The organism is Amycolatopsis magusensis (assembly GCF_017875555.1).
Lineage (GTDB): Bacteria > Actinomycetota > Actinomycetes > Mycobacteriales > Pseudonocardiaceae > Amycolatopsis > Amycolatopsis magusensis.
The window spans coordinates 1,195,455-1,212,112 of record NZ_JAGGMS010000001.1; the positions used below are offsets into that span (position 1 = coordinate 1,195,455).

At 72.1% G+C, this 16,658-nt stretch carries 15 protein-coding genes; 11 read left to right on the forward strand and 4 right to left on the reverse strand.

The window, feature by feature from the left end; genetic code table 11:
- Positions 1-98 precede the first annotated feature (98 nt).
- Entirely contained in the window at positions 99-1,472 is a 1,374-nt protein-coding gene (locus JOM49_RS05735; RefSeq protein WP_209663316.1) for a M28 family peptidase, read from the forward strand.
- Between the two features lie 17 nt (positions 1,473-1,489).
- On the opposite strand, the gene JOM49_RS05740 is transcribed toward JOM49_RS05735, so the two are convergent.
- Genes JOM49_RS05740 through msrA form a run of 3 tightly spaced genes read right to left on the reverse strand, consistent with a single transcriptional unit; the run spans position 1,490 to position 3,031 of the window.
- A complete protein-coding gene (locus JOM49_RS05740; RefSeq protein ID WP_209663317.1) occupies positions 1,490-2,011 on the reverse strand; it encodes a type II toxin-antitoxin system RelE family toxin in 522 nt (173 codons plus the stop codon).
- Entirely contained in the window at positions 2,012-2,323 is a 312-nt protein-coding gene (locus JOM49_RS05745; RefSeq protein WP_209663318.1) for a type II toxin-antitoxin system Phd/YefM family antitoxin, read from the reverse strand.
- A gap of 45 nt (positions 2,324-2,368) precedes the next feature.
- The gene (gene msrA / locus JOM49_RS05750; RefSeq protein WP_209663319.1) at positions 2,369-3,031 is read right to left on the reverse strand and encodes a peptide-methionine (S)-S-oxide reductase MsrA; all 663 of its coding nucleotides are present in this window, start codon (positions 3,029-3,031) and stop codon (positions 2,369-2,371) included.
- Positions 3,032-3,122: 91 nt separating this feature from the next.
- On the opposite strand from msrA, the gene JOM49_RS05755 reads away from it, so the two are divergent.
- The 4 genes from JOM49_RS05755 to JOM49_RS05770 are packed head-to-tail and all read left to right on the forward strand — an operon-like array spanning position 3,123 to position 7,042.
- Complete coding sequence (locus JOM49_RS05755) at positions 3,123-3,746, forward strand: hypothetical protein (RefSeq protein ID WP_209663320.1); 624 nt, start codon at positions 3,123-3,125, stop codon at positions 3,744-3,746.
- Complete coding sequence (locus JOM49_RS05760) at positions 3,743-4,630, forward strand: hypothetical protein (protein WP_209663321.1); 888 nt, start codon at positions 3,743-3,745, stop codon at positions 4,628-4,630. Before JOM49_RS05755 ends, JOM49_RS05760 begins: the two co-directional genes overlap by 4 nt.
- Positions 4,627-5,760: an acyltransferase family protein gene (locus JOM49_RS05765; RefSeq protein ID WP_209663322.1), complete on the forward strand. Its 1,134-nt coding sequence runs from the start codon at positions 4,627-4,629 to the stop codon at positions 5,758-5,760. Before JOM49_RS05760 ends, JOM49_RS05765 begins: the two co-directional genes overlap by 4 nt.
- Positions 5,761-5,812: 52 nt before the next feature.
- Entirely contained in the window at positions 5,813-7,042 is a 1,230-nt protein-coding gene (locus JOM49_RS05770; protein ID WP_209663323.1) for a hypothetical protein, read from the forward strand.
- Here the strand turns inward: JOM49_RS05770 and JOM49_RS05775 are convergent, their stop codons facing one another.
- Positions 7,043-8,734, reverse strand: coding sequence for a glycosyltransferase family 39 protein (locus JOM49_RS05775; RefSeq protein ID WP_209663324.1), 1,692 nt, complete (start codon positions 8,732-8,734; stop codon positions 7,043-7,045).
- A gap of 204 nt (positions 8,735-8,938) precedes the next feature.
- Between JOM49_RS05775 and JOM49_RS05780 the strand changes: the two genes are divergently transcribed.
- The 6 genes from JOM49_RS05780 to JOM49_RS05805 are packed head-to-tail and all read left to right on the forward strand — an operon-like array spanning position 8,939 to position 16,537.
- The gene (locus JOM49_RS05780) at positions 8,939-10,315 is read left to right on the forward strand and encodes a flagellar basal body-associated protein FliL (protein ID WP_209663325.1); all 1,377 of its coding nucleotides are present in this window, start codon (positions 8,939-8,941) and stop codon (positions 10,313-10,315) included.
- A gap of 8 nt (positions 10,316-10,323) precedes the next feature.
- A complete protein-coding gene (locus JOM49_RS05785) occupies positions 10,324-11,844 on the forward strand; it encodes a class I SAM-dependent methyltransferase (RefSeq protein ID WP_209663326.1) in 1,521 nt (506 codons plus the stop codon).
- The gene (locus JOM49_RS05790; RefSeq protein ID WP_209663327.1) at positions 11,841-12,605 is read left to right on the forward strand and encodes a class I SAM-dependent methyltransferase; all 765 of its coding nucleotides are present in this window, start codon (positions 11,841-11,843) and stop codon (positions 12,603-12,605) included. Before JOM49_RS05785 ends, JOM49_RS05790 begins: the two co-directional genes overlap by 4 nt.
- On the forward strand, positions 12,602-14,209 hold the full coding sequence (locus JOM49_RS05795) for a glycosyltransferase family 4 protein (RefSeq protein WP_282772230.1): 1,608 nt from the start codon (positions 12,602-12,604) through the stop codon (positions 14,207-14,209). The genes JOM49_RS05790 and JOM49_RS05795 overlap by 4 nt, the downstream gene beginning before the upstream one ends.
- Positions 14,202-14,771, forward strand: coding sequence for a hypothetical protein (locus JOM49_RS05800; RefSeq protein ID WP_209663328.1), 570 nt, complete (start codon positions 14,202-14,204; stop codon positions 14,769-14,771). The genes JOM49_RS05795 and JOM49_RS05800 overlap by 8 nt, the downstream gene beginning before the upstream one ends.
- Positions 14,771-16,537, forward strand: a complete 1,767-nt coding sequence (locus JOM49_RS05805; RefSeq protein ID WP_209663329.1) for a glycosyltransferase family protein — start codon at positions 14,771-14,773, stop codon at positions 16,535-16,537. The genes JOM49_RS05800 and JOM49_RS05805 overlap by 1 nt, the downstream gene beginning before the upstream one ends.
- Positions 16,538-16,658 lie beyond the last annotated feature (121 nt).

Below are 16,658 nucleotides of genomic sequence, written 5' to 3' on the forward strand. Positions count from 1 at the left end.
GACCCGGGCCCATGCCGACGTTCGGCGGTTGTCCTGGTTTCGACCGGGTTCCTAAGGTTCGGACAACGCTGGGGAAACATCGGACCGATGGGGTGCACATGGCTGGGATTCGACGTCGCGACGTGATGACGGGGGCCGTCGCGCTCGCCGGTGCGGCCGCCATCGGCCTGAACCCGGCCACGGCCGCGGCCGCCGGGCGGCAGCAGCGCCCGGGTGCGGCGGCCAAACCGGACCTGGCCTTCGGCGACTACCCCGTGGTCGCGCGGGTGCGGTCGCAGCGCGCGCTCGAACACCTCAAGGTGCTCAGCGACGAGATCGGCCCGCGCATCGCCGGGACCGCCGGTGAGCTGAAAGCGCGTGACCACATCGCCAGCACGCTGCGGAAACTCCGGTACCAGGTGACCGTGCAGCCTTTCCCGGTCGCCGACAAGTTCCTCGGGCAGATCCGGGTCGGTGACGAGACCTGGCAGACCGGTTCTTCGCCGCAAGGTGCGCAGAACGCCACCTTCGAAGGCGAGATCGTCGACGTCGGCAGCGGCGCGCCGGACAGCTTCCCGGCCGACCTCACCGGCAAGATCGCCTTCTACGCGGGCGTCACGAACGACGCGAACGCTTACTCGCTCGCCGCCCAGCGCGGCGCGGCGGCGGTGCTGGTCGGCCGGTTGAGCGCGACCGCGGACCGCAAGCTGTCGGCGTTCTCCCCGACCCTCCCGACCGCCGTGCAGATCCCGGTGCTCGGGCTGGCGCAGGTGCAGGCGGAGAAGCTGCGCGACCGGCTGAAGTCGGGCGCGGTCCGGCTGGCGCTTTCCTCGGACCACTACACCAACCTGACCTCGTACAACGTGATCGCCGAACGGCCGGCCACCGTGCCGAGCGACGACCAGGGCGTCGTCATGATCACCGCGCACTACGACAGCGTCCCCGGTTCGCCGGGCGCGAACGACGACGGCAGCGGGACCGTGCTGTGCCTCGAACTGGCGCGCGTCCTGCGCTACCTGCCGACGCGCAAAGCGGTGCGCTTCGCCCTGTGGGGTTCGGAGGAGTACGGGCTGATCGGCAGCCGGTACTACGTGAACAACCTGTCCGACGCCGAGGCGAGCCGGATCGAAGGCTGCTTCCAGAACGACATGGTCGCCACCAGCCACGACCCGGCGACGGTCTACTGGCTGCTGTCCGTCGACGGAGCGGACAACGCGGTCACCCAGGCCGTCGGCGCGGCGGCGGAACGACTCGGCTACGACCCGCGCGTCCAGGGCCCGGTGGCCCGCGGCTCCAGCGACCACGTGCCGTTCTTCGAGCGGGGCATCGCCTCGGGCAACTTCAGCTGGCGCGGCGAAAGCGGCCCGGCCGCCCTGGAACCGACCTACCACACCCCGGAAGACACCATCGCCGACAACGTCAGCCTGGAGCGGCTGCAGGTTTCACTGGAACTGATCGGCGCCGCCGCCTACGACCTGCTGCGCCGGGAGTGACCGGAACCAGCACACGGTTATTCGCGAGGCGTTCCGATGAAGGCGGTCCAGAGGTCCACTGCCTGCTCGAGATCGAGCGCCGCGACTTTCTCCGGCGGCACACCCGCGGTGTGCACGAGGCGTCGCGCGAGCCAGTCGGGCACCGGTTCCCCGGCTGGCTCGGCCTCGACCGCCAGTCCACCGGCGAGCCTGCCGAGCCGATCGACCACCTCCGCGAGCTGCCGCACCGCCGGATCCCGGCGGTCCGCACCGGCGACCCGCGAACTCGCCTCCGCGTAGACCTCGGCATCCGACCTGGCGCCGACGCACCAGATCTCGCAGACCTCGACCGAGCCGTCCTCGGTGACGCGGTAGACCACGCGCCAGTGGTTCCGGCCGACGACGAGCTTGCGGAAACCGGTGAGTTCACCGCCGAGCGGATGCCCCGCCCTCGGGTCGTCGAACAGGATCAGGACCTTCTTCAGCACCTTGGGCACGACATCGGGACCGAGCCGGCGGAGATCGTCGATCGCCGCATCGGTGAAGACGACTTCTGGCATCTACCGCTCGTCGTCCGGTATTTCGGCGAGCGATTCCCGGGTGTGCCCGAAGGCTGCCAGCACATCGTCGAAGGACGTGCGGCGTCCCGAATCGCCGATCGAACGGGCCACCACCAGTGCGAGGTCGCGCAGGTCCGCCGCGGCGTTCTCGAGTTCGGTCAGCCGCTCGACGCTGACCACCGCCGCGATCGGCCGGTGGTGGCGGGTGACCACCAGCGCCTCACCGTGCTCGGCGTCGGCGACCAGACCAGCCACCCCGCGTTTGGTCGCCTCGCTGACCGTGAGTTCGTGCACGTCCCGCAAAGCAGTCATGGCAGAACTGTACAGAAATATGTACAGATTTGCCAGTGCCCGGGGTCAGCTTTCGGTGACGCCGAGGCCGATGGGGCACGAGACGCCGGTGCCGCCCAGGCCGCAGTAGCCGTTCGGGACCTTGTGCAGGTATTGCTGGTGGTAGTCCTCGGCGTAGTAGAACTCGCCGAGCGGGGCGACTTCGGTGGTGATGGTGCCGTGGCCCGCCGACTTCAGGGCCGATTCGAAGGTGGCGCGGGAGGCTTCGAGTTCCGTGCGCTGCGCCTCGTCCACGTAGTACGCCGCCGAGCGGTACTGGGTGCCGACATCGTTGCCCTGGCGCATGCCCTGCGTCGGGTCGTGGCCTTCCCAGAAGACCTTCAGCAGCTGCTCGTACGACACCTGCGCCGGGTCGAACACCACCAGCACGGCTTCGGTGTGCCCGGTCAGCCCGCTGCACACCTCTTCGTACGTGGGGTTCGGCGTGTGGCCACCGGCATAGCCGACCGCGGTCGAGTACACGCCGGAGGTCTGCCAGAACAACCGCTCGGCACCCCAGAAGCAGCCGAGGCCGAACACCGCGGTGCGCAGGCCCTCGGGGAACGGGGGCTTGATGCGGCGGTCCGGGAACACCGCGTGGAAGTCCGGGGTGACCAGCGGTTCGGCTCGGCCGGGAAGGGCCTCCTCGGCCGAGACGGAGCGGGATTTGTCACGTCCAAACCAGGTCATATCCCCACTGTACGCACCCCGGCTCTGCCATCGCCGGAGCTGATCACGCACCATGAGAGCCACTATGGGTGACCGGGGAGGGAAACGCAGCGTGGTCGTCACGGCCGCGCTGCTCGTCGCGCTCGCGGTCCCGCCGACCGCCGCCTGGCTCGCCTGGGGCAGCGGCGCCAATCCCGAGGCCGTGGTCCAGCCGATCGAGCTGGCCGACCCCGAACCGCGCCGACCTGGGCCGCCGCCGTTGCCGCTGGTCACGCCGCCCGGTGACCTGCTGATCGACCGCGGCAGCAGCAAGCTCTCCTCGCTCGTCACCTACCAGCTCTTCAGCCAGGAAGAACTCGACAAGCTCGTCGCCACCGGAGTAGCCGCCGCGCACCTGCGGATGACGCGCGAGAACGGGGTGAACCTGCTGCTCAGCCGGTTCACCGCCCGCGACGACGCGCACCCGGAAGTCACCAAGGAAGCCCTCGACGGCATCTACGCGGCCGGCGGGCACCAGCTCGTCACCCCGGCGCCCGAAGGCGTCACGGTTCGCCGGTTCACCGAGGCGCCTGACGCCCCCACGATCTCGTACCACGCCCACTACGTCCGCGGCCGTGATGTGCTGCGCATCGACGCCTCCGGGGAATCCGGGCTGGTGGGCGAGAAGATCGACGCGGCCTTCGGCGCCCTGCTCGGCGAGCAGACCGGCGAGTTCCCGGCCGGGGAGCCGCGATGAGGACGCCGGTGACCCTGCTGTCCGCGAGCGCGGCGGTGCTGACCGCGTACGGCTACCTCTTCGGCCAGTGGGCCGACCTGCACGACCAGCGCTTCGCCGTGCTCGACGTGACCAGGGAGTGGATCGCCCGCCCGCTCGGGCTCGGCGAGGACTTCGGCCCGCTCGGGCTGATGCTGCTGCTGGTCGCGGCCGGGTACGCGGCGGCGGCCGGGCGCTCGCCGCGCGAGCTGTACCCGATCGCGGCGCTGGTGGTCGTGCTGCACCTGCTGCCGCCGACCGCGGGCCTGGTGCCGCTCGGCTGGTTAGCCGTGCTCACGCTCGTCGGGTTCCTGCTGGCCAGGGGCACGCACCTGCTGCCGCCGGGCTACCGGTGGACCGGTCAGCTGGCGCAGCTGGTGCTCGCGCTGAACGCCGTCGCGCTGACCGGGTTCGTGCCCGAACTGCCCGCCGCGGCCGCCTTCTACCCGCTTTTCGTCGCCGGGCAGTTGCTGCACACCAACCGCGCCGGGCTGCTCCCGGCCTGGGGCTGCGGCCTGCTGATCGCCGCCGTGCTCGCCGTGGTGTCGATCGCCGACCGGGTGGTGCCCGAGCTCGACGGCTGGTGGTACCCGCTCGCCGCGACCTACGCCGTGCTGCTCGGCGCGGTCGCCTTCCTGCTGGCCGGGCCCACGGCCGAGCGGATCGCCGCGAACCCCGTCGTCCGCTGGCTCGCCGAGCGCGTGTGGTGGCTGATCCCGCTGTACGCCGCGGTCGGGCACCCGCTCGCCGAACTGCTCCCCCACCCGGCCGGGCTGGTGCTCGCCACCGCCGGGGCCGGCCTGCTCGCCGAAGCCGGGCACCGCGGTTCCCGGCTCCTGTTCCAGCGCACCCGGGAGGCGGTGTGACCCAGACAGCCGCCCGCCCGGTGCCGCCCGCCGCGCCCGCCCGCGGTTCGCACTACATGCACGGGCTCGACGTGCTGCGCGTGCTCTGCTCGGTCGCGGTGCTCTACAACCACGTCGCCGGCTGGGCCAAGATGCGCGGTTCGGACGAGTTCTGGGTCGCCGACCTCATCGAAGGCGGTGTGGTCGCGTCACTGCACCTCAACGACCTGCTCGGGTTCGTCGGCGTCGGCTCGTTCCTGGTGATCAGCGGCGTGGTGGTGACGCACGTCAGCACCCGCGAGACCTCCGGGCAGTTCCTCGCCCGCCGCGCGGTGCGGTTGTTCCCGGCGTTGTGGGTGGCGATCCTGCTGGCCTGGGTGCTGGCGCTGACCGGCGCGCTCGGCGTGAACCAGCCGCCGGACTTCGGCGATCTGCTGCTCAACCTGGGCCTGCTCAACTACAGCTTCGAGGACGCGTCCACGCTGCTGGCGGTCACCTGGACGCTGACCGTGCAGGTGGTGTTCTACCTGCTCGCCGCCGCGACCATCCCGCTCCTGCGCCGGTGGCCGTGGCTGCCACCGGCCATTGCCGCGGCACTGGTCTCGGTGCTGATCTCGTTCACCAACGACCCGTCCACCGGCGGCCCGGCGCACCTGCGGATCATCGCCTCCTTCCTGCCCGTCTTGTTCCTCGGCCAGCTGGTCATGCTGGTGCGCGGCAAGCGGCTCGCGCCGGTGCCCGCGATCGCGCTCGGGCTGGTGCACCTGTGGCTGGCCACCCGCGCGGCGGCGACCTGGAGCGGCACCCCGGACGGGCCCGCCTACGTGCGTACGCTGGTGCTGATCCTCCTGCTCCTGTTGTTGTGCACCAGGGCGAACGGCCGGATCGCGCGGTCGCGGGTGATCAAGGTGCTGGCGGATCGGACGTACGCGGTCTACCTGCTGCACTTCGCCGTGGTGCTGAGCGCGCTGAACCTGCTGGCCGACCCGCTGGGCTTCTGGCCCGCGCTGGGCATCGGGCTCGCTGTGCTCGTCGTCACAACGGAATTGCTGCACCGGTTCGTCGAGCGGCCACTCGCGCGGGCTTTCCGCCGTTGGGAGGCCCGGCGGGCGGGAACCGAGCCGGAACTCACCCGATCCGGGGACCGGTAACCTGCGGTAGGGCACACTGGTCCCCTCGAACAGACCGACCATGGAGCATGCGATGGGCTGGCAGGAAGAGCTGCGGGTGCTCGACGCCAAGCTGGCCGACGGCAGCCTGACGCCGTCCGAGCATCGCAAGATGCGTGACGAACTGCTGGCCGCCGCGTCCGGCGGGGGCTCGACGTCCCCGGTCGCCGCGCCGAGGCGCGCGCAGGACGACCCGGCCGCGCGCGAAGCCATGCAGGAAACCGCCGTGCTGCCGCGGATCCCGGTGGCGGGTCAGCCGATGCCCGCCGGGCAGGGGAAGCAGCCGCCCGCGGCGATCGCGGGCGGGCGCCCGGCGCCGAGGATGGTGGAGTCGCGCCCGACGCTGCCGCTGGGCAACCAGGACCCGAAGCAGCCGCCGAACGCAGCCGCGCTGCTCTCCGGCGACCGGCCGACCACCGCGCCGAGCCCGGCCGACCAGCGGGTCACCGAATCGATGGCCGTGCCGCCGCGCGGGCTCACGCGCGGCCGGAGCGTGGTCTCCCCGGTGGCGGCCCACCAGCCGACCCGCCCCTACGCCACCGAGGCCCAGCGCAGCTGGCAGCACCCGCCGAACCAGCCCGACTACTACGAGCAGGACGACCACGGTCCCCGGCGCAACGGCTCCACCTGGCTGTTCCTCGGCGTGGGAGTGCTGCTCGCCGGTGGCCTGCTGGCCGGTGGCGTGTGGTTGCTGGCGAAGGACGAGCCGGCGGGCATCGCGGCCGCGCCACCCCCGGCGTCCGCCACCGCGCCCGCGCCGTCGAGCCAGCTGCCCCCGCCGCCCGCCGACCTGCCGATCGAACAGCGGCTGCCCGCGCTGCCGGGCACGCAGAACGTCAACAACTCGACGATGCCCGTGGACAAGGGCACGCAGCTGAAGCTGTACGCGCCGGAGACGGCGAACATGTTCAAGCAGAACGGCGCCACCGAGGTGGTCTACCGGTCCAGCTCGGACGGCAACGACGGCTACCTGGTGATGGTGGTGCCCGCCGGTTCGCCGGAGGGCGGCAAGAAGATCGCCGACGAGTTGCGCAAGGCCGCCGCGGACACCGGGTTCACCCGCCTCGACCTCGGCATGCCGCCGGAGAAGAGCGCGCTGGCCGGGGCGAACACCATCGGCCGGATGAACGCGACCTGGTACAGCTCGGAGAACCTCGCCGTCGCGGTGTGGGTCTCGCAGGGGCTCGACGGCCAGGAACTCGCCCTCGGTGAGCGGCTCAAGAACACGCTGGCCAAGGTCGAAGCGGTCCTGCCACCGAGCTGATCAGGGCGTCTGGCCCGGGCGGAGCACGGCCCCGCACGAACCACGCAGTGATCCGGCGCGTTCGGCGAGCACGCGATGGGTGACGACTTCGGCGTAGTCGCGGACCTCCTGCAGCTTCGCCATCGACGGCACGGCGTCCTTGCGCACCCAATCGCCCTTGGGTCCGCCTTCGAACAACGGGTGGTAGTCGCGGTCCAGGCGGGGGTCGGCGGTGATGCCGCTGATCTCCGACCACGGCTGGTGCGTGTGCACGAAGGTCGGCTTCACCTCGTCGAACAGGTAGTCCCGCAGGCCGGCGTGATCGCCGGACCCAGCCAGTTCGGCGATGCGCGCGTGCGTCAACCCGACCAGGTCGACCACGCGCAGCCTGCTGGTCAGCGCGGTTCCGCCGACGTCGGGCACGAGGAGCGTGCCCTCGCGGACGCCGAGCACGTCGGCGTATCCGTTGAACACCCGGCCGTAGCGCTCGGCCACCAGGCACGCGGGCACGATCGGCGCCTCGGCGTGCCTGCGCGCGGAGTCGGCGAACGCGGCGAACGTCGGCAGCGACGCGAGCACCACCACCCCGATCACCGCGAGCCGGCGGATTCCGCGGGCGAAAGCCAGCGCTTCCCCGAGCACGAACACCAGGAGCAGCGCGCCGATGGCCCAGAACGGCGTGGCGAACCGGAGTTCGCCGTTGGGCTCGGGCCCGAGCACACAGAACACCACGGCCGACAACCCGAGGAACAGCAACAGCACGCTCAACGCGTCCCGTCGCGGCGAACCCTTGGCCAGCAGCACGCCGACCCCGGCGGCGAGCAGCAGGGAAAGCCACGCACCGGCGTACGCCAGCAGGTCCCCGGCGAGCGCGAAGGTCTCCAGTGAAGGGAAATCCTGCCCTTTCGCGATCGCGGTGTTCGGCACCAGCCTGCCGAATTCGAGGTACCGCCAGCCCAGGTAACCCCCGTACGGCACGGCGAACGCGACCAGCGACGCGACCCCGGCGGTCAGTGCGTTCGGCAACCGGTGCCGTCGCACGAACACCAGCAGGACCAGCGGATACGCGATGACGTACAGCGCGCCGTCCGGCCGGGTCAGCGCGGCGAGCGCGGCCAGCAGTCCCGCCTGCACGCCGATTCCGGTGCGGGACAGGTCGTTGCGGGCCAGCGCGCGCAGGGTGATCGCCGCCAGCCAGCAGACAGCCAGTGCGTAGAGCGAATTCTCCAGCCCCGACACCGTCCACAGCACGTACGAGGGGATGACCGCCAGCACCGCGCCCGCGCCCAGGGTGAGCAGCGCGGGCCGCCGGCTGAAGCCCTTCGCGGCGTGGTGCCAGGCGGCGAGCACGCCCGCGGTGCAGAGCAGGCCGAGCAGTTTCGGGAACAGCACGTAATCCGGGACGCCGAGGATCGTGCCGGAATCGAACAGGCGGAGCAGCTTGCCGAGCACCAGCAGGAGCAGCCAGGCCGGATTGGAGAAGCCTTCGACCGAGTCGCCGCCGGGTTGCAGTACCGGACCGGCACCGTCGGCGACGTCACGTGCGTAGGCGAAGGTGATCGCCGCGTCGTCGACGAGCCAGTTGCCGTAGAGCAGGCCGTGCACGGCGACCAGTGCGGTCCCGGCGCAGACCGCGCCGAACGCGCGGAGCCGGGCCGCCCCGGCGGGCTGGGCCGGACCGGGTCCGGATCCCGGCCCACCGGATTCGGTCAACTCCAGGTCCTCCCCCTCTTGCGCGAATACACTCACTTATCAACCGCCGAACGCTCGGCATTACGCGCCGCTTGTCACCCGATGGAAGTCCGGCCCGATCCGAGGGCCGGTCACCCGGGCGTGCACAATGGCGCAGGTCACCGCACCAGTAGTCGCAGGCGGCCGCGAAAAAGATCCGCACCGCCGGAAGAGAGGGGCCAGAGGGTGTCCTGGCAGGAGGAGCTCCGCAAGCTGGACGAGGAACTCGCCTCGGGCCGGCTTTCCGCCGATGACTACCGGGTTCGCCGGGATCAGGTGCTCTCCTCGGCGGTCGCGCCGGGTGAGAACCCGGCATCCCCGCAGGCGCCGCAGCAGCAGCCCTACGGCGGGCAACCGCAGCAGTCGCCGATGTTCCAGCCCCAGCAGCAGCCCGGCAGTGCGGACGCCACGCAGGTGGTCGCGCCGGTCAGCCCGCCGCAGGGTGTGCCGCAGCCGAGCGCCGCCGAGGCGACGCAGATCGTCTCGCCGGGGGTCGCCGATCCCGCCGTCGACCGCACGCAGGCGGTCCCGCGCTGGCAGACCCAGGCGCCGCCGCAGCCGAACTACCAGCAGCCCGGTTACCCGCAGCAGCAGCAGAACTCGCCGGCCGGCGGTTTCGCGCAGCCCGGGTACCCGCAGCAGCAGGGGCCGCACTCGGGCGGCTTCGCCCAGCAGCACCCGCAACAGCAGCAGCACCCCCAGCAGCAGCCCGGCTGGAACCAGCCCGAAGGCGACCTGAGCCCGCCGTGGGGCGGCTCGGAGTTCCCGCCGCTCGCGCCCACCTCGAGCTCGGAGTGGACCCGCCAGGGCCCCGAACTGTTCGAGGAGTCCAGCGGCAAGGGCAAGGGCGGCAAGGTGGCCCTGCTCGCGCTGGTCGCCCTGCTGGTGGTCGGCGGCCTGGTCACCGGCGGCATCCTGCTGTTCTCCGGCGACGAGGACCCGCAGCCGACACCCCCGGTGGCCCAGTCCACCGGCGCGCAGGCCCCGCCGCCCAGCCCGGCCCCGCCGGTCAAGAGCACGCCGAAGGCGGTGGACCCGAGCGCGCCGCTGATCGAGCGCATCCCGGCGCCCCCCGGCACGGCCGACGGCGGCAGCGGCAAGATCGAGCTGGCGCAGCTCGGCGAGAAGTCCATCATGGACGGTGAAGTGGTGTCCGCGCTGAACACCAACGGCGCCACCGAGGCCGCCTGGCGCGGTTCGGTCAAGGGCGCCGACGCGAACAGCCCGTACCCGGACAGGTTCTCCATCACCGCGGTCCGCCTGCCGAGCGCGGACAAGGCGCAGAGCGCGCTGGCCGCGATCACCGGCCGGTTCGACGACCTCGAGTTCATCGCGGTCAAGGACCCGCTGGAGAACATCCCGTCGGACGTCCAGTTCTACAAGGACGTCAACGAGAAGAAGGCGGCCTACTACGGCGTGTGGACCTCGCAGGACGTGCTGATCCAGGTGCACGTCTCGCTGGACCCGCTGCCGTCGCCGGCGCAGGAGGCCGAGGCCTCGATGAGCGGTAGCTACCAGCGGCAGGTCATCGCGACGCTGGCGAACTTCCCCGTCACGAGCTGAGGGCGGCGGTGGGTTCCCGGCTCACCACGGCGCTGGCCGGCGCCATCGTGGCCAGGGCCGGGGACCGGTCCGCGCTCAGCGACGAACTGCACTTCGCGGCCAGGGAGCCCGGCGAGCGGCGGCACCTCGACCGCGGCCGGGCGAACCTGTTGCGCGCGCTGGACCTCCCGCCCGGCGCCCGGGTGCTGCACCTCGGCGCGGACAGCGGTTCGCTGACCCGGTACCTGGCCGAGACGGTGTCCGAAGTGGACGCCGTCCAGCCGGACGCCGAGCTGGCGAAGATCATCGTCGACCGCACCGCCGGGCTGCCCGGAGTGCGGGTGCTCGAAGGTCTGCCCGAGGGCCGCTACGACGTGGTCGTCGCCGCGGAAATGCTGGAAACACTGGTGGCTCCCGGTGAACGGGCCGCGTTCCTGCGCACCGCGCGCGAGCGGCTGGCGCCCGGCGGCACGCTGTGCCTGGCCGTGGACAACCAGTTCGGCGTGCGGAACCTCGCCGGTGCCCCGGATCGGCACACCGGCCGCCGCTGGGACGCCATCGAAGGCCATCCGTTCGGTGGTCCCGCCCGGCTGCTCGCCCGGCGTCCACTGGAACGCCTGTTGCGCGAAGCCGGTTTCGACGCCGTGCGCGTGCTCGGCTGCTTCCCCGATTTCCGTTGTGCCCGGGTGGTTTTCGACCGCGAACTGCTGGAGACCCAGCCGCGGCTGGCCATCGAGCTGCCGCGGTTGCCCAGTGCCGACGAGGGGTTCGACGCCCCGCGCCCGGTCGACGAGGCGAAGGTGTGGGCACAACTGGTCGAAGCGGGCCAGGCCGAGAACGCGGCGAACGCCTTCCTCGTGCTGGCCACGGTTTCCGGCGATTCCCCGCTGTGGCCGGACGGCAGGCTGGCGAAGTACTTCAACACCGATCGCGCGGCACGCTGGTGCACCGGCGCCGAGGTGACCAGGCACGAGGTCCGGCGTGAACCGCTGCTCGAACCGGACGGCGACGGCCCGGTCTCGGTGCAGGCGTGGACCGATCCGATCCACGACGGCCCCACCATGGTCGGCGTGCTGGCCGAACAACCCTGGGCCGCCACGGAACTGCTGGGTGCCTGGCGCGATCTGGTCCACGAGCACGCGGGCGAACTCGGCCCGGCGCTGTGGGATCTGCTGCCGCACAACATCATCGTCACCGAGGACGGCGAACTGCGGCCGATCGACCTGGAATGGCGGTTCACCGAGGCGGACCCGGGAACCGTGGTGGCACGCGGCCTGCTGCTCACCGCCGAGCGGCTCGCCGGACTGGCGTGGCCGGGCGCGGGACCGTCGAGCACGGTCCGCGACGTGGCCGCCTGGCTGGGCGCGCTGCTCGGCGTGGCACCGGACTACGTGGACGAAGCGGTCGGCCGGGAAGCCCGGTTCCAGGCCATCGGGGTGCACGGGGGCACCCCGACCGAAGAGGCAGTGGGCACAATACGGGCGGCCTGGCACGAGCGGCTGGCCGAAGCCGTGGCCGTGCGGGACGAACTACCAGGGGTGGAGAGATGAGCGAAACGCTGGACGAGACCGTCGCGCGCGTGATGGCGGGCGTGAACACGACGATCGTCGACGGCGACAGCATGTACGACGGCAGCACCGAGCACTACTTCAGCGTCTCCCGTGACGCGTTGCGCGCGGTGCTCGCCGCGCTGCACGTCACCGGGCGGCCGGAACCCAAGCGACTGCTGGACTTCGGCTGTGGTTACGGCCGGGTGCTGCGCTCGCTGCGGGCCGCCTTCCCGTCGACCGAACTGATCGCGTGCGACATGGACCCGGCCGCGCTGTCCAGCTGCGCCGAGGCCTTCGGCGCGCGGGCGGTCACCGGCGCCCCGGACCCCGACCACATCGAGCAGGTCACCGACGTGGACCTGATCTGGTGCGGTTCGGTCCTCACCCACCTCGACGCCCCGCAGTGGGGCCCGCTGCTGCGGTACTTCTCGCGCGCGCTGGCTCCCGGCGGCGTCGCCGTGGTCACCACGCACGGCCGCCGGATGGCGATGCGCGCCGAAGCCGGTAAGGAGTACGGCCTGGACGCGCGGGCCGTCGACCGGGTGCTCGCGGCGTACAAGTCCTGCGGTTTCGGCTACAACGACTACGCCGGCTACGACGGGTACGGCATCTCGCTGAGCTCCCCCGGCTGGGCCGTGCAGCGGGCGCTGGAGGCGCCCGACCTGCGGCTGGCCGGGTACGACGAGGCCGCGTGGGACCGCCACCAGGACGTGATGGTGCTGGTCAAGGACGCCGGCGCGACGCTGAAGGCGGACCTGTGAGCGACGGTCCCAGAGTCCACTTCGAACTGGACCACCCGCCCGCCGAGTTCGTGGTGCCCGGTGACGTGCTGCCGGTCAGCGGCTGGGCGCTGATGGACGGGTACGCGCCGAGCTTCGCCGAGGTGCTGGTCGACGGCGCGGCCCCGGTGAGCGCGCGCATCCGCATCCCGCGTCCCGACGTGGCGGGCGGTTTCCCGAAGTACGGCGAAGCGGGCACCTGCGGTTTCGAGGCCCGCGTGGCGCTGGACCTGCCGCCGGGCGCCGAGCACCGCGTCTCGCTGCGCGTGCGGTTGCGGCACCACGAGGTCGGCGAATGGACCTCGCCCGCGCGGTACTGCACGGTCCGCAATCCCGCGCGCGACACCGACGACGAGCAGCTGGCCGCCGAACTGCGCACGCGGTCGAGCAGCCTGCTGACCCGCGTGCACACCGAGGCCGATCCGCGGCACGTGCTGGTCTTCGCGCACGGGCTGAACCTCGGCGGCGGGCAGCTGTGGCTGCAGGAGTTGCTGAACGGGCTGGTCAAGCAGCACGGCTGGCGGGTCACCGTGGTGACGCCGGTGGACGGGCCGCTGCGGCAGGACTGCGCCGATCTCGGCATCGACGTGCACCTGACCCGGCCGTACCAGGTGGACACCGTGGCCGCCTACGAAGGCCACATCGCCGAGCTGGCGCTGATCGCGAAGACCTCCGGCGCGAGCGTGGCGCTGGTCAACACGATCACCGCGTTCCCCGGCGTGGACGCGGCCCGGCGCGCCGGGCTGCCGGTGACCTGGGCGGTGCACGAGAGCTTCCCGCTGGGCACCTTCGCCTACGAGACCTGGCGGTCGGGCATGAACCCGACCGTGCGCGCCCGCTGGGAGCAGTTGTTCGGCGAGGCCGAGCAGCTGACCTTCGTCGCCGACGCCACCCGTGAGATGTACGAGCGGTACAGCCCGGCCCACCGCGGCCGGACCATCCGCTACGGCTCGCCGATGGTCCGATTCGACGGGCGGACCAGCGGCCGGGTGCGACACGAAGCCCGCGAGCGGCTCGGCCTGCCGCCGGACGCGCTGGTGGTGCTCAACGTCGGCATCATGGAACCGCGCAAGGGCCAGGCCGGGCTGATCGCGGCGATGGACCGGGTGCGGCGGCGGCATCCCGAAGTGCTGCTCACCGTGGTCGGCTACCACGAATCGCAGTACGGCCGGGCCACCGCGGAACTGGTGCGCCGCATGGGTCTCGGCGACTGGGTGAACCTGGTCGAGGTGCAGCGCGATCCGGTGCCGTGGTTCCAGGCGGCGGACCTGTTCGTGAACAGCTCGGACCTGGAGTCGCTGCCGCGGTCGATCCTGGAGGCGATGTGCGTCGGGCTGCCGGTGGTGGCCAGCGACGTGTTCGGCGCGCGGGAGATCGTCGCGGACGGCAGGACGGGCTGGCTGTTCGAGCCGAACGACGTCGACGCGCTGACCGTGGCCCTGCTTCGCGCGCTGGAGACGCCGGCGCGGGAGCGGGCCGAGATCGCCGCGCGGGCGTTCGCCGAACTGGCCGACTGGCTCGATCCGGCGGGATATGCCGCGGAGTACTCGCAGGTGCTGGAATCCTTGGGGACTGATGATGACTGACCGTGAATTCAGCACCCTGCCCGGACCGGTCCGGGCCGAGCTGACCCGGCTGCGTGCCGAGCGCGAGGTGTACACCGCCGAGCGCGAACGTCTGCGCACCGAGCTCGCCGAGACCGAAGCCAAGCTGGCCGAGGTCACCGGGGAACGCGACGAGCTGGCCGAGACCCTGAACGGCGAGCGGTCCGAGGCGCACCTCGCGTCGCTGACCCGGCGAGCCGAAGAGGCGGAGGTGCAGGCGCGTGAGAAGAGCGCCGAAGCCGAGGCCCTGCGGCAGGAGACCACCGCCGCCCGCGCCGAGCGCGACACCTTGCGTGCCGAGCTCTCGGATCTCCGCGGCGAGCGCGACCGGCTGCGGCTGACCCTGCTCGACGCCGAACTGAGCCTGGCCGGGCAGCCGATGCCCGTCCGCCGCGCGCCGGCCGGTCCGGAGGACGAGGAACGCGCGGCCCAGCTGGCGGCCGAGGTGGCGGAGCTGGCGAACGAGCTGGAGGCGACCAAGGCCACCATCAGCTGGCGCGTCACCGCGCCGCTGCGAGCCGTGCGGAAGCGGACCGCGCGCTGATGGCGGACCTGTGCTTCGTCTCGGGGATCGGCGGCTCGGTCTTCATGGACGAGCTGCTCGACGTGGTCGCCGACGCCGTGCGCCGGTCGGGCGGGCGCGTGCGGACCGCGGCCGGGCGGTTCCCGGAACCGCGGGCGGACACGGTTTACGTGATCGTGCCGCACGAGTACTTCATCGTCACCCCGGAACACCTCCAGCCGTCGCCGGAGCAGCTGGCCCGCACGATCGGCTTCTGCGTGGAGCACCCCGGCACGCTCTCGTTCGAGCGGACCGCGCGGTTCGTGCCGCGGCTGGCCTGCGGGGTGGACATCAACCTGGACTCCACCGCGGAACTCCGGCGGCAGGGCAACCGCGTCGAGCACTTCCAGCTCGGCTACACCCCGCTGTGGGACCGCTGGGGCGGCGACCCGGACAGCCCGCGCGAGGTCGACGTCACCTACCTGGGCACCGAGGAGCGGCGGCGGTCGAAGCTGATCGGGTCGTACTGGCGTGACCTCGACGGCGTGCGCTCGCGGTTGTTCGTGCCACCGCACGAGATGATGGGCCCGCCGCGGGTCGACTTCCTGCCCGGTTCGGCGAAGCACGAGCACCTGGCGAACTCGCGGACGCTGCTCAACCTGCACCGCGGCACCACGGTCGCGCTGGAGTGGGTGCGGGTGCTGGAGGCGATGTGCAACGGGTGCGTGGCGCTGACCGAGCCGTCGGCGGACCTGGAGCCCGCGGTCCCCGGTGAGCACCTGGTGGTCGCCCGGCCGGAAGCGCTGGGTGCCGCGGCGGCGGCGCTGGTCGCGCAACCGTCCCGGGAGCGGGACCTGCGGCTCGCTGGGTACGACTTCGTGCGCACCAAGCTGGACCTGCCGGGGTCGGCGCGGATGCTGATGGAGCTGGCCGACGGATTGGTGACCGGGTCCTCGGAGCTGGTCGAAACGCCGCTGACGCGGCTCGCGGTCGGTTCACGGTCGGCGGCGGAGTCGCTGTCGGTGGACACGCCTTCGTGGGACGTGCGATTCGCGCCTGGTCCGCAGGGGCCTTCGGGCGAGTCGGACGCGGCGGCGTGCGCGATGGCGGTCGACCGGATCCGCTACGCCCGGCGGGCAGCCACGCGGCGGTGGATCCCGGGAGCGCCGGTTTTCCCGGATGCCGCGCGCGGACCGGTCGACGTCCTGCTGGTGCGACGGCCGGGTGAGCCGGACCCGATCGAACTGGCGACCGACCTGCTCAACGGCACGGTGCTGCCGCGGCGGCTGCTGGTCGGTGAGGACGGCGCGCTGACCAGTTCGGCGGCTCGGCCGTACGACGTGCTCGAACACGAATTCGCGCTGGGCCGCGGGTTCACGCGGAACGCACTGCTGGAACGTTCGGACGCGCCCTGGTTGCTGGTGCTCGATGCCGGTCTGCGCGCTTCGCCGTATTTGGTGGAGCGGTTGCTGGAGCCGGGCACGGACGTGGCGCACTGCCTGGTCGGCGATCCGGTCGAAGGCCTGGTCGCCGCCCTGCCCGCCGAAGCCCGCCGCCTGCGACGGCTGCCGTACCTGGGGTGCGGGTACCTGGTGCACCGGTCGGTGGTGGACACGGTGGGCGGGTGGACCGAGGAGCCGCTGTTCGACGAGCTGGAGGACCACGTCTTCTGGCGGGACGTCGTCGATGGCGGGCACCGGAGCACCCTCGTACAGCAGGTGTTGCTGCGGCGCACGCGCCCGGACCCGCCCCCGCGCCCGGTCGACCTGGACCCGCACCGCGTGTGGGCGGCCATCCAGGCGAGGTAGTCGACCGAACGGGTGAGCCCAGGAACGCGCACCCGAACCCCACCTCCAGGCACCCGAACCCCACGTTCAGGCACCCGAACCCCACGTTCAGGCACCTGAACCCCACGTCGGGCGCCCGAGT

Bases quoted from the DNA above. Each gene is read 5' to 3' on its own strand.
- JOM49_RS05740 (WP_209663317.1), bottom strand. From the start codon at position 2,011: ATGCCAGAAGTCGTCTTCACCGATGCGGCGATCGACGATCTCCGCCGG.
- msrA (WP_209663319.1), bottom strand. From the start codon at position 3,031: ATGACCTGGTTTGGACGTGACAAATCCCGCTCCGTCTCGGCCGAGGAG.
- JOM49_RS05790 (WP_209663327.1), top strand. From the start codon at position 11,841: ATGAGCGAAACGCTGGACGAGACCGTCGCGCGCGTGATGGCGGGCGTG.
- JOM49_RS05770 (WP_209663323.1), top strand. From the start codon at position 5,813: ATGGGCTGGCAGGAAGAGCTGCGGGTGCTCGACGCCAAGCTGGCCGAC.
- JOM49_RS05735 (WP_209663316.1), top strand. From the start codon at position 99: ATGGCTGGGATTCGACGTCGCGACGTGATGACGGGGGCCGTCGCGCTC.
- JOM49_RS05745 (WP_209663318.1), bottom strand. From the start codon at position 2,323: ATGACTGCTTTGCGGGACGTGCACGAACTCACGGTCAGCGAGGCGACC.
- JOM49_RS05805 (WP_209663329.1), top strand. From the start codon at position 14,771: ATGGCGGACCTGTGCTTCGTCTCGGGGATCGGCGGCTCGGTCTTCATG.
- JOM49_RS05760 (WP_209663321.1), top strand. From the start codon at position 3,743: ATGAGGACGCCGGTGACCCTGCTGTCCGCGAGCGCGGCGGTGCTGACC.
- JOM49_RS05800 (WP_209663328.1), top strand. From the start codon at position 14,202: ATGACTGACCGTGAATTCAGCACCCTGCCCGGACCGGTCCGGGCCGAG.